Origin of the sequence: uncultured Stenotrophomonas sp., from assembly GCF_913778665.1 — a bacterium.
Taxonomy (GTDB): domain Bacteria; phylum Pseudomonadota; class Gammaproteobacteria; order Xanthomonadales; family Xanthomonadaceae; genus Stenotrophomonas.
Window position 1 is genome coordinate 173,852 of sequence record NZ_CAJYVQ010000011.1, and the last position, 12,177, is coordinate 186,028.

The 12,177-nt window shown below is 66.9% G+C and carries 10 protein-coding genes and 1 pseudogene; 4 read left to right on the top strand and 7 right to left on the bottom strand.

The annotated features are described in order from the left end of the window. Window positions 1-57 precede the first annotated feature (57 nt). Window positions 58-1,257, bottom strand: coding sequence for a serine hydrolase domain-containing protein (locus QZ853_RS16070; RefSeq protein ID WP_295575267.1), 1,200 nt, complete (start codon window positions 1,255-1,257; stop codon window positions 58-60). Window positions 1,258-1,423: 166 nt separating this feature from the next. On the opposite strand from QZ853_RS16070, the gene QZ853_RS16075 reads away from it, so the two are divergent. Together QZ853_RS16075 and QZ853_RS16080 are read left to right on the top strand one after the other, a co-directional pair. After that, window positions 1,424-2,659, top strand: a complete 1,236-nt coding sequence (locus tag QZ853_RS16075; protein WP_295575270.1) for an MFS transporter — start codon at window positions 1,424-1,426, stop codon at window positions 2,657-2,659. Window positions 2,660-2,672: 13 nt separating this feature from the next. Next, window positions 2,673-3,920, top strand: coding sequence for an arsenic transporter (locus QZ853_RS16080; protein ID WP_295575273.1), 1,248 nt, complete (start codon window positions 2,673-2,675; stop codon window positions 3,918-3,920). Window positions 3,921-3,933: 13 nt separating this feature from the next. On the opposite strand, the gene QZ853_RS16085 is transcribed toward QZ853_RS16080, so the two are convergent. Then, the gene (locus QZ853_RS16085) at window positions 3,934-4,056 is read right to left on the bottom strand and encodes a hypothetical protein (protein WP_295575275.1); all 123 of its coding nucleotides are present in this window, start codon (window positions 4,054-4,056) and stop codon (window positions 3,934-3,936) included. A 90-nt stretch (window positions 4,057-4,146) separates the two neighbouring features. Further along, window positions 4,147-4,623 (bottom strand): serine hydrolase domain-containing protein, encoded by a 477-nt coding sequence (locus QZ853_RS16090; protein WP_295575278.1) that lies wholly within the window; start codon window positions 4,621-4,623, stop codon window positions 4,147-4,149. 46 nt (window positions 4,624-4,669) lie between these two features. Between QZ853_RS16090 and QZ853_RS16095 the strand changes: the two are divergent. Together QZ853_RS16095 and QZ853_RS16100 are read left to right on the top strand one after the other, a co-directional pair. Continuing rightward, window positions 4,670-5,518, top strand: a pseudogene (locus QZ853_RS16095) (GDSL-type esterase/lipase family protein); the annotation flags it as partial. 10 nt (window positions 5,519-5,528) lie between these two features. Next, window positions 5,529-6,548, top strand: a complete 1,020-nt coding sequence (locus QZ853_RS16100; protein ID WP_295575284.1) for a sugar kinase — start codon at window positions 5,529-5,531, stop codon at window positions 6,546-6,548. Window positions 6,549-6,565: 17 nt separating this feature from the next. Here QZ853_RS16100 and QZ853_RS16105 read toward each other — a convergent pair whose 3' ends face one another. The 4 genes from QZ853_RS16105 to QZ853_RS16120 all read right to left on the bottom strand — a co-directional run bounded on the left by QZ853_RS16105 (window position 6,566) and on the right by QZ853_RS16120 (window position 12,081). Continuing rightward, the gene (locus QZ853_RS16105; RefSeq protein ID WP_295575287.1) at window positions 6,566-7,423 is read right to left on the bottom strand and encodes a retropepsin-like aspartic protease; all 858 of its coding nucleotides are present in this window, start codon (window positions 7,421-7,423) and stop codon (window positions 6,566-6,568) included. Between the two features lie 162 nt (window positions 7,424-7,585). Then, window positions 7,586-9,037 carry a S41 family peptidase gene (locus QZ853_RS16110; protein WP_295575290.1) on the bottom strand — a complete coding sequence of 484 codons (1,452 nt, stop codon included), beginning with the start codon at window positions 9,035-9,037 and terminating at the stop codon, window positions 7,586-7,588. 87 nt (window positions 9,038-9,124) lie between these two features. After that, window positions 9,125-10,699: an alpha/beta fold hydrolase gene (locus tag QZ853_RS16115; RefSeq protein WP_295575293.1), complete on the bottom strand. Its 1,575-nt coding sequence runs from the start codon at window positions 10,697-10,699 to the stop codon at window positions 9,125-9,127. Between the two features lie 155 nt (window positions 10,700-10,854). Then, window positions 10,855-12,081: a YadA-like family protein gene (locus QZ853_RS16120; RefSeq protein WP_295576293.1), complete on the bottom strand. Its 1,227-nt coding sequence runs from the start codon at window positions 12,079-12,081 to the stop codon at window positions 10,855-10,857. Between the last annotated feature and the right edge of the window lie 96 nt (window positions 12,082-12,177).

Genomic DNA, 12,177 nt, shown 5'->3' on the forward strand with positions numbered 1-12,177 from the left:
CGCGTCACCGGTGAAGAACCGCCGAAGAAAGCGTTCGCAGCACGTGGGCGCCACCGCTCAGCGCAGTGTCTGCGCCAGTTGCACAACGTCGGCAAAGAAGCCGCTGTAGTCGTCGCGCGGGGCCTCGTGGCTGTCGCGCCGGTGGATCAGGCGCAACGCCACGACCCGTTGTTCGGGGATGATCAACAGGTACTGGCCCAGATAGCCGTTGGCGGCGTAGCCAACGACCGGTCCGCGTGCGATGTCGTAGAGGTCGGCCAGCTTCAGGCCGCGTCCGGTGATTTCGCTGCCGTAGCGTTGTGGCCACTCCGGACCCAGCTGCTCGGCCAGCGCAGCAATCAACGCGGTCCTGCTATCGAAGCTGCGCCCGGCCGTGGACTGCAGGGCGGCCTGTACGCCGGCTTCCACGCCTCGCGCGGACAACAGATCGGCCACCTGCGGCTTCAGCTGATAGCGCTCCCATGCCGGAATCCGCCACCACAGCAGGCCCACGTCGGGCGAGCGTGCACTCTCAGCGGTCAGTAGCGCCACCGACCGCGCGCTCAGCAGGCGCGCTCCATCCGGCGCCACGCCGTCATCCAGCAGCAGTTGCCCGATGGCCGCCAGATCGGCTGCACGCAATGACAGCCCGGCCATGCCCAGCGGAGTGCCGGCCTCGTCCTTCATCCACGTGTAGTGGGTGATGCCCAGCGGCCTGAACAGGCGCGCGTCCAGGTACGCATCCAGCGGCTGGCCGGCCAGGCGTTGCACGATACCCGGCAGCAGATTGGTGGCCTTGTTGTTGTACGAGAAGGTGCTGCCCGGCGCATGGCTCAGCTCCGCAGCCAGGGCCAGCTTCACCAGGTCGGGCGCGCCTTCCAGTTCTTCGCCGGCATTGGCCACGTTCTGCAGGCCTGAGGTGTGGTCCAGGAGCATGCGCACGGTGATGCCCTGTTTCTGGCCCTGCCTCCATTCGGGATAGATGCGGCTGACCGGCTCATCGATCGAGGCCAACGTGCCGTCGTCGAGCAGCAGGCCGATGGCCAGCGCCATCACCGACTTGGTGGCTGACATCAAATGGACGGCATCCGCTGCGGCGGAAGGCTTCAGCTCAAGCAGGGTTTTTCCATCGTGCCTGATCAGCACCGCATCCGAGTGAGCGGCACGGGCATTGCGCTCGATTGTGCCAAGCGCATCGTCGGTCGGGGTTGCAAGGACAGTCAGCGGGATCAGCAGCGCCAGCGCGAGGATGCGGCGGAACCAGTGTACGGATGTCATGGAGGCCTCATTCGATGAATGCCGCTACAGCATGACTACAGATGTAGTCATGCTGCAGTGCCTGAAGTCATGCCGCCTGCTGCGCGACGCGATCATCACGGCGGGACACGCATAACTCCCCCACCCGGCACCCGCCGTGGTGCCTCTGGATTGACGAATCGCCGCCGTGACCGCACAGCCCGCTGCTCCTCAAATTGCTGCTCGCGCTGAGCGCGGCCTGGATGCACTGAACTTCTTCCTCGCCGACGTCCGCGACGGCCTGGGGCCCTATCTGGCGATCTACCTGCTGGCGGTGCACCACTGGCAACCGGCCAGCATCGGGGCGCTGATGACCGTATCGGCGGTGGTCGGCCTGCTGACCCAGACCCCGGCCGGTGCATTGATGGACCGCGTCGACGCGAAGCGTGCGGCGCTTGCGCTGGCCGCGATACTGGTCACCGGCACCTGCCTGCTGTTGCCGTGGATGCATTCGTTCACACTGATCGCGTTGACCCAAGCACTCAGTGCCGTGGCCGCTACAGTCATCGCGCCGGCCATCGCGGCCATCTCGCTGGGCGTCGGCGGTCCCCGCGCCTTCGCCCGCCGGATGGGACGCAATGAAACCTTCAACCACGCCGGCAATGCAGTGGCCGCCGTGCTGGCCGGCGCCCTGGCGTATCTGTGGGGCCCGGTGGTGGTCTTCCCGCTGATGGCAGCGCTGACCGTAGCCAGCCTGGCGGCACTGCATTCGATTCCGGCGCAGGCGATCGACAACCAGCGCGCACGCGGCATGGGCGCTACCACTGGCACCGATCGCGCGCCCGCGTCGGCGCGACTGCTGCTGCATGATCGCAACCTGCTGGTGCTGGCCGCATGCTGCGCACTGTTTCATCTGGCCAATGCCGCGATGCTGCCGCTGGTGGGCCAGAAGCTGGCGCTGAGCGCTCCCGCCCTGGCCACCACGATGACGGCGGGCTGCATCGTGGCCGCGCAACTGGTGATGATCCCGATGGCCTGGCTGGTCGGGGCGCGTGCCGACACATGGGGACGGCGCCCGCTGCTGCTGGCAGGCTTCCTGATCCTGCCGATCCGCGCAGCGCTGTACCCCCTGTCCGATGCACCCGCATGGCTGCTGGGCGTGCAGTTGCTGGATGGCGTCGGTGCGGGCCTGTTCGGCGCGCTGCTGCCGGTAATCGTCAGCGACCTGACCGAAGGCACGGGCCGATTCAATGTCACGCTCGGCGCTGTCTCCACCGTGTTCGGCGTAGGCGCGGCATTCAGTCCAGGCCTGGCGGGCCTGGTGGTGCAGTTTGCAGGGTATGATGCCGCCTTCCTTGCACTTGCCGTGATTGCAGCGGGCGCGTTCCTGCTGGCGATGCGTGTACCGGAAACGGGCCGCGCATCAGCACGGCGGCGCAGCTGAGACCTCCCACTGCATGCTCACCTCCTCTTCTTCCCCCATCATCTGGGCCGCTGTCGCCATTGCCACTGTCGGCCTGCTGTTCCGGCCATTGCGCATCCCGGAATACGTGTGGGCGCTGGCGGCTGCCGCGTTGCTGACACTCAGCGGCGCGGTGTCAGCGGCCACAGCATGGGGGGCGGTGGCCGAAGGGCGCGATGTCTACCTGTTCCTGGTCGGCATGATGGCGCTGGCCGAACTGGCCCGGCGCGAAGGCCTGTTCGACTGGCTGGCACTCTATGCGGTCCGGCATGCCGGCGGCTCGGGGCGGCGCCTGTTCGACTTGGTGTTCCTGGTCGGCACGCTGGTGACCGTGTTCCTCTCCAACGACGCGACGGCGGTGGTGCTGACGCCCGCCGTCTACGCCGCCTGCAAGGCGGCGCGCGCTAACCCTCTGCCCTACCTGTTCGTCTGCGCGTTCATCGCCAATGCGGCCAGCTTCGTGCTGCCGATCTCCAATCCGGCCAACCTGGTGGTGTATGGCGCACACATGCCGCCCCTGCTGCAGTGGCTGGGGCAGTTCGCGCTGCCTTCGCTGGCCGCGATCGGTGCCACCTATCTGGTGCTGCGCTGGGTGCATCGACGCGAGATTGCACAACCCCTGGCGGCGGCGCCCGAGCACCGGCCGCTGACCGAGGGCGGTCGATTGAGTGCGTGGGGCGTGCTGTTCACCGGCAGCGTGCTGCTACTGACCTCCGCCCTGAACGGCCCACTCGGCCTGGCCACCTTCTGCGCCGGTGCACTGAGCGTGGCGGTGGTGGCCATCCGCCAACGCCGCAGCCCCGTACCGCTGCTGCGGCACGTGTCCTGGGGGGTGTTGCCATTGGTGGCCGGCCTGTTCGTACTGGTGGAAGCGGTGGCGCAGACCGGCGTCATCCAGGCAGCGGCCGACGCACTGCAGGCGGCGGCACAGTCATCGCCACGCCAGGCAGGCTGGCTGGCCGGTGGTGTCGCCGCCGTCCTCAGCAACCTGGCCAACAACCTGCCGGTCGGACTGGCAGCGGGCTCGCTGGGCCAGATGGCCGAGCTGCCCGCACAGACGCGCGCGGCCCTGTTGGTGGGCGTGGACCTTGGCCCGAACCTGTCGGTGACCGGCTCGCTGGCCACGATGCTGTGGCTGGTGGCGCTGCGCCGCGAAGGTGAGCATGTCAGCGCGCTCGACTTCCTGCGCGTGGGCGTGCTGGTGATGCCGCCGGCGTTGATCGGCGCGCTGTTGCTGCTGTAGCCGGCAGGTTCCGCTACCGGATCCTGCGCGCGGCAATCCTTTCAACCAGGGTATCGACCGCCACTTCCATGGCGCGTGCCGTCTGTTCGCCACTCTGGTTGGTGATGACGAAGATGCCCAGATCGTGCTTCGGCATGATGTAGATATAGCACTGCGAGCGCGGCACGCCGCCGTGGTGGGTGTAGTAGGTGCCCTTCAGGCGATCGCCGGAAACGATGTTCCAGAACTAGCCGACGCTGAACGTATCGTCGAACCTGGCCAGCGGTCGATGCGATTCCTTTACCCCGGGCCCGTTGGCCAGCTGCCATCGAAGGTAGTTCACCATATCCGGAACGGTCGCTTTCACATTTCCGGAGGCGCCCCACGGCAACTCGGGCATGGGCGTGGTCGGCACCGGGTTGTCGCTGTGGTAGCCGACCGCCAGCCGTGGCGCTTCGGCATCGCCCAGCACGATCCTGACCCCGTCCATTGCCGCCGCGTCGCCGAAGAAGCCACGCAGCAGCGACTCGTAGCCGCCCGGGTGGACCCGTTCCAGAATGTGCGCAGTCAACTGCGATCCTGCGCTGGAGTACGCGTACGCCTTGCCGGGCATCTGCTGGATCCGCACGCTGTGCAGATCCCTGAGGAAATCCGTCTTGCCGTAGCCTGCGTAGAGGGTATTGAGTGCCGCCGGCGTGCGGTGCTCGGTGAAGTCCTCCAGCACCGTGTTCGCACGCTCCGGCAGCATGTTCGGCAGGCCACTGGTGTGCGCCGCGTTGCTGAGCGACCCGGTGCCGATCCCCGTGGTGGCACTGCAGGAAATCAGCGTGAGTGCCTATTTCCCGCAGCCCACCCGCCCCGCCGTGCGCCACACCGAGCTTCGGGTAGCGGACGGCAGGCAGACAACCGTTGCCGACAGCGTGCGCCTGGGCTACCAGCAGAACGTGTTCTCGGCAGTGATGGTGCTGCGCGCAGATCGCCCCCAGGTGATCGTGGCGCTGGGTGATTCCATCACGGAAGGCGCCACCGCCCGTCGCGGAACGTTCAACCAGTGGCCGGAGCGATTGGCGCAGCGCCTGCAGCAGGCCTGCCCGAACCGGTTTGTGGTGCTCAACCAGGGCATCAGCGGCAACAAGCTGCTTGACCATGGCCGCAGCCACAGCGCCCTGTCACGATTGGATCGCGATGTGATCGCGGTGGCCGATGCCGATCAGGTGATCCTGTTCGAAGGCATCAACGACATCCGCCGCGGAGGGGGCGCGCAGCCGCCGCCCGGGCGCAATGCGGCGGACATGCTGCTGGGCTATCAGCAGGTTGCGTCGCGACTGCATGCGCGCGGCATCCGCGCCTGGCTGGGTACGTTGACCCCATTCGGCGGCTACGAGCGCTACGAGCCCGTCTCCGCAGCCACTCGCACCACGATCAACCAGTGGGCACGCGGCGGGAAGACCGGGTTCGATGGCATCATCGATTTCGATGCCGCGCTGCGTGACCCGAAGGCAGCGGAATCGTTGCCCAATGACATCACCCGCGACCATCTGCATCCCAACGACGAAGGCTACCGGCGCATGGCCGATGCCATCGATCTGCGCATGCTGGGCTGCGCCACCTCTGAATGAGAGAGAACCGATGAGCCGCGTCGTTTGTTTCGGTGAATTGCTGCTGCGCTTGGGTGCGCCGGGTCGTGAACTGCTGCTGCAGACGCCGCAGCTGCAGGTCCATGTGGGAGGCGCCGAGGCCAATGTGGCGGTCTCGCTGGCCTGCCTCGGACACGATGTGCAGATGGTCAGCACGGTACCCGGCAACGCGCTGGGCCGGCATGCCGTCGCCGAGCTGCGGCGGCATGGCGTGGGCGTGGCCGGCGTGCGCGAAGTTGATCGCGACCGCATGGGCCTGTACTTCCTGGCCACCGGTGCGGTACAGCGGGCCAGCGAAGTAGTGTATGACCGGGCCGGTTCCGCATTCGCAAACAGCAGCGCCGAGGAACATGCGTGGCCTGCTCTGCTGTCCGGCGCGCACCTGCTGCATGTCTGGGGCGTCAGCCCGGCGCTGGGCGCCAACCTGGCCGGATCCGTACTGGGTGCCGTGCGCGCGGCTCGCGCGGCCGGTGTGCAGGTGTCCTTCGACGGCAATTACCGTCCCTCATTGTGGCAACGCTGGGCTGGCGACGCCGCTGCGATCCTGCGCAAGGTCTTCGCCGAGGCCGACATTGTCTTCGCCGATCATCGGGACATCGAACTGGTGCTGGGGCTGCACTTCCCGCAGGACGATGCGGTTGCCCGAACCGAAGCCGCTGCGGCCGCCGCCTTCGCCGCTTTCCCGCACCTGCAATGGCAGGCGTGCACCCAGCGCGACATGGCGAGTGCAGACCATCACATCCTGAGCGCGCTGCTGCTGGGCCGCGACGGCGCGCGGGCGCAGGCACCACCGCGCCCGCTGCCCGGTATTGTTGATCGCATCGGGGGCGGCGATGCCTTTGCCGCCGGCATCCTGCACGGAATGCTGTCCGGACTCGACGCAGAAAGCACCGTGCGCTTCGGACTGGCCGCGGGCGCGTTGAAGCACGCCATTCCGGGCGACTTCAGCCCGGTAGCTGAGGCGCAGGTGCTGGCTCTGCTGGGCAATGCAGGTCCGGATGTCCGGCGCTGAATGCCGAGCGCGCGTGGTCACCCCGCCGGGTTGGCGGCGAAGCGACGGTTGGGACGCAGATAGATGCTGCCGGAACGGGCATCCAGCAGAATATTGAACTGCTGCAGGACTTCGCTGCCAAGCGTACTGTCGTCCGTGGAGCTATCGTCATCGAGGGTGATCGAGGCTTTCGGCCCCTTCAGTTGCAGGGTCGAGATGCTGGCCACGGGCACGCGCACGTCGACCGCGCGGATCTTCCGGCCCGCGCTGCCGCTGAACTGTGACGTTCCAAGTCGTTCCGGAAATGCCTGCTGCAGGCGGTGGGCGGTGCCGAAGGCGTGGGACAGGTCGATGCTGCCGTTGCTGCCGGTGTCCAGGGTAAGCCAGGGTGCGAAAGTGCTGCTTCCGTTGCCGAGCGTGACCTGGATGGCCGGGATATTGTCGATCCAGCGCACGTTGGCCCGGGCATACCCGGCAAGGTCGGGAACATCGTCGTGCACGCGCAGCAGACTGCGGTCGTAGTCGATCTCCAGGACCTTGTCCTGGAAGAAGGTCCAGCCCAGCACCGCATCGAACGGGCGCACCGTGTAGTCGATCACCACGGCTCCCATCGGTCGCTGCACCCCTCCGATCTGCACGGAGTTGTGCGTGCTGTAGTCGAGAAACGTCACGCCATCGGAACCGGTGTTCTCACTCTGGTCGTCAATGACCAGCTTCGCGTCCTGCTCGATGTGCCTGGCAACGGCCATGGCCGACGCGCCTGTATCGACGAGAAAGCGCAGTGGACGCGAGCCGTTGATCGTACCCTCCACGTAGATCCGGTGATCCTTGCCCAGCTCGAAGGGAACTTCGGTGACCGCAGCACCTGCTGCGAAAGGCACCAGCATGATCAACATCGCGTATTGAAGCGCAGTACGAGGCAGTCCGCACATCCCAGGGCTCCTTCGGTCAGTAGAGCTGCAGCAGCGGTTGCAGGGCTCATTGCGGGTTGGATGCAGCTGCCGGTGAAAAGGTTCAATGCACCGCAACTGCTTCACCGGTACGCCGCCAGGACGGGATCATCGTCCGGAGATCCACGCCTCAAGTGCTGCGGTGTCCCGCATGTCGCCTGTATAGCGATGATCGGGCACGTGCGGTTCATTCGAACCGCGCACCCGCCCACGGAACACCTTCATCGGCACCGAGATCCTGGCCAGTCCGCTTGGCAGCCGCTCTGGCCGCACGTCCATGTAGAGACTGTCGGCCGATGTCTCGACGCCCACCTGCACCGCGCCCAGCCGCTTCCACAGGTCCAGCGCATCCAGGCAGGCCGAACCACAGGTGGCATCCGCCACGATCACCACCCTGCCCGTTCGCCGCGGTACGGACGGGCGTGAGGTTGGTGCTGTATCTGCGCTGGCCTCGGATGGCTCGCGCCACAATGCCTCACCCCGGCTGCGAGCCTGCGTCATGCCCGCCGTCACCGATTCCAGCATGCGACGCAGCTCTGGCGACGCGTCGGGCGCCTGCACCAGCTTCTGCAGGAAGCTGCGCAACTGGGCGATGTTGGCCTCGGAGGTCCGCCACTCCACCCAGCTAGGGTCGGGCAGCACGTCCACGGCCGCCCGGCCCCAGATCAATCGCGCCAGTTCGATGCTCCATTGTGAAGCACCGCCGCTGTTGCCACGCACGTCCAGCACGACCGACGGTGCCTGCTGCAGTGCTTCGGCTTTCGGAGCAAGCTGCACAAGCAGGGCGGTCAGTTCCTTGAAGTTCTGCTCCTTGGGGTCGGCGTTGAAGCTGCTGGTGGTGATCCAGTAGCCGCCATCGGGCATGATGTGCCAGCCGTTGGCCGGGCGGGAGCTGCGCCGGGTGTCGGCCAGACGCTCCTTGCGCTGTGCCGCCTGCAGTGGCTGCCACTGCAGTGCGTAGGATTTCTCGCGTCCATTTACCTGGAAGACGCAGGTGCGCAGCGCAGGCACGAACGGATTGCCCTGATCCAGCAACACTTCGCCGCCACCGTGGATGCGGCTGGCTAGCAGGTTCCAGCGCCCGCTGAAGTCACCCACCCGCCGTGCAGCCAACGTCTGCGCATCGATGCCATCACAGGAAAGCAATCGAGCCCCCAGCGGGGGATGGTCCGGACCACCATCCACGGTCATGACCAACTGTGCATCGCCGTCGAATCCGGTCAGGAACCCGGGCCACTGCGTTGGAACATCGGGAGCGCCGGCAAGCGCGTTGAGGCTGACATGCCCATCGTTGAAGGAGGCCGCGTAACCCTTCATGGCCCACCAGTAGCCCGCGAAGCTGTCGACGTTGCCCGCGCGGGAGCGGGCGAGTGCGAGGGTTTCGTCCAGCTGCGCGCCGAAACCAGGATTCCGCAGATCCACGGCACCCGGATGGCTGCCGCGCATGGCGGCGTCGGCCGCGACCAGATCCTTCAACAGCGTGTCCGACCAGTCGATCGGAGCGCCTTGCGCGGTCGGTACCGCAAGCACCGCGCCAAGCAGCAGCCCTGCAATGACCATGGATTCATCCCTTTTCCGTAGCAAACGCCAGTCTCGCAGTTTTCCGGCCGGGCGTACCGCGCCTGCGGCAACGGGCGCGGCCTTGCATCAATGCAGCGGCAGCTTCAGCATCGACGGCGCGTTCGCCGGTGAACTGAAGGTCACCGTACCACCCAGCTGGCTGATGCCTGCGTAGCGCAGGTCCACGGTGTCCACCACGAGGGTCAGACGGCTGCCAGCCGGCACGTCCCAGCTGCTGGCCTCCAGCCGCAGGTCGAGGGTCTTCGCCTGCCCCGGCGTGGCACCGCGCAACGTGTAGGGTTTGTGGCTGATCAGCTGGCCATGACCCAGCACATCCTCGGCATACAGATAGGCATACAGGGTGGTGTTGGCGCGGGTGGGCGTGACCGTCAGGCGCACTTCCGCTGCACCGTCCAGGCGTTTGGCACTCCACTGGATCGGCCCCTGCCAGACACCGGCGGCACTACGGCCAACAAACGGCACATAGGCGCCCGGCGGCAGGTGGATCATCTGCAGCGCGCCGGAAGCCATCGCCACCCCGGAGTTGGCAGGGGTCAGCAGGCCACTGCCGATACGGTAGTTCCAACCGGTGCTGCTTCCGTCCCCGTCCAGGCCGCCCGTGGGCAGCAGCAGCCCTTTGGGTGCGGTCAGCGCATAGCTCACGGCGCCGGCATGGGTCGCCTGCCAGTTGGGGTAGGTGCTCCAGCTGCCGTTCTGCGACTTCAGCTGCACTGCAGGCTGCCGGTCGATGCCATTGGCTTCACCCTTGAGGTAGTGGTCGAACCAGTCGCCCACCGAGTCGTAGACCTCGTTGGGAATGCCCAGTGCGCCAAAGGCCTCGTTGAGCGCGTGGTCACCATGGCGCAGCTGAAGCTGCTTGGGGCCCTTCAGGCGGTTGAAGAAATCCACCAGCTGGCCTGGCGGGAACAGGCTGTCGTTGAACGCGTTGGCCAGGAACACCGCCGGCTGGTTGGCGTTGATCTCATCGATGCTGGACCCGGGGCTGCGCTGCGCCGCCACCGGCAACAGCGAGTCCACCGCACCCTGGTAATTGCCCACCAGCACATTGCGGTTGATGGTGGCCAGTTCCGTTCCCGGACGGCCGGTGGCGAGGCCAGCCGCCACCAGCAGGGCGATGCCCTGTGCGCTGGGGGTGTCGTTGCTGTACAGCGAGGCCTGCAGGTCGGCCCAGCCGCTCAGCGCCGCCACCGCCTTGATGCGCGGGTCGCGTGCTGCGGCCAGCAGGCTGGTGCCGGCGCCGTACGAGATGCCCGAGACACCGATGCGCGTTGGATCGACCGGGGTGTTGTCCAGCGCCCAGTCGATCAGGGCACTGACATCCTCGACCGTGGCCGGCCCGGCGATGTCGATCGCGCCACCGGATTCCCAGAAGCCGCGCGAGCTGTAGCTGATGACCACATAGCCGCGCTTTGCCAGCGCTTGGGCGACGCCCACGTATTCGACGCTGGGCACTGCCCAGCTGCTCGGCATCACCAGCAACGGGTAACGGCCGTTGCCCGCATCCTGCGGTTCGATGACGAAGGCCCCGAGGGGCGTTCCATCCCAGCTGGGAATGGCGCGGTGGGTGGTCTTGACGGTGGCCGCGAAGGCGCTGGGCAGCAGCCCGGTCAGCAGGATCAACAGCAGCAACATCTTGCGCATTGTCGTCTCTCCCCGTTGGTAGTGATGCAACGGGCCGGACCGTACCAGTGCGAATGGTAGCTGGCACCTTGCGACGCAACATGACGGTTGCAGCATGTTGGGCGCGCTTAACGGCTGAACAGGGGGCGATCAACGCCCCCTGCCCCCGCGGTGGTTTACAGATCCACGCCGAAGCCCATGCCAGCGGACTTCTCGCCGTTGCTGAAGGCGCCGCCCAGCGAGAACGACGCGCGCTCGCCGATGCGCTTGCCATAGCCGATCGACAGTGCCTGTTCGCCGCCCTGGAAACCGGCACCGACCGCGATGCGGCCACGCGGGCTCTGCGATCCGGCGGCATTGATGGCCATGTTCAACATCGCCGACCCCATGGCCCCCATCCGATCGATGCGCTGGTCCTGATGACGCAGGCGACGATCCATTTCCTGGCGCAGGCCATTGTTGTCCAGCGCGAACTGGGCCAGGCGCTGATCGGTGTAGGCATTGGCCGAGGTCACCGCCTGCGCCGACTTGGTATCGGTGTAGCCGTTGGCCGACGACAGCGTGGCCGCGCTGCTGGCGTCAGTGTAGGCCTTGGAGGTGGTGACCGCTGCGGCGGCCTTGGTGTCGGTGTAGCCATTGGCCGACGACAATGTGCTCGCACTGCTGGCATCGGTGTAGGCGTTGACCGAATTGATCGTGGCAGCAGCACGTGCATCGGCATAGCTGTTGGCCGACGACAAGGTGTTGGCGTTGGCGGTGTTCATCTGGTTGAGATTGACCGCGTCGGTGCCTTGAGTTGCGGCGGCCACGTTGGTCACCTGCCGCTCGCTGCCGGCACTGCCGACCGACACCGTGTTGGCGCGGTCGGCCACCGAACCATTGCCCAGCGCGACGCTGTCATTGGCAGTGGCCACGGCACCATTGCCGACGGCGCTGCTGTTGTTGCCGCTGGCCTCGGACAGGCTGCCGACCGCGGTGCTGTTCTCGCCGGTGGCGTTGCTGCCGGCACCGGAGGCGGTCGAGAAGCTGCCGGTTGCGGAACTGCCCGAGCCGCTGGCGCTGCTGAAATCACCGCTGGCGGTGCTGCTGTCACCGATCGCCGCGCTGTTGGCACCGGACGCGGACGCGCCGACGCCGATCGCCGCGCTCTGGTCGCCCGAGGCGCTGCTGGCCGCGCCGATCGCGGTGCTTCCGGTGCCACTGGCAGTGGCGCCGGTACCAACCGCCGCTGACAGGTCGCCACTGGCAGCGGCACCATTGCCGCAGGCCATCGAAGCGGCACCGCCGGCGCTGGCGCCGCCGTTGGAAACGCCGCCGAACCCATCGTCCAGCTGGCAGGTGTCACCGGCCCACGCCGGTGCAGTTGCCATGGCCAGCGCCACGGCAAGGATGTGCTTGTGCATCGTCTTCACGGTACCCCCAGGATCCATCAAGGAAGGTTTCCGGCAACTGCCGGAAACGCTGGAAAACGGGCCGGTCCCCGCAAAGGACCGGCCCGG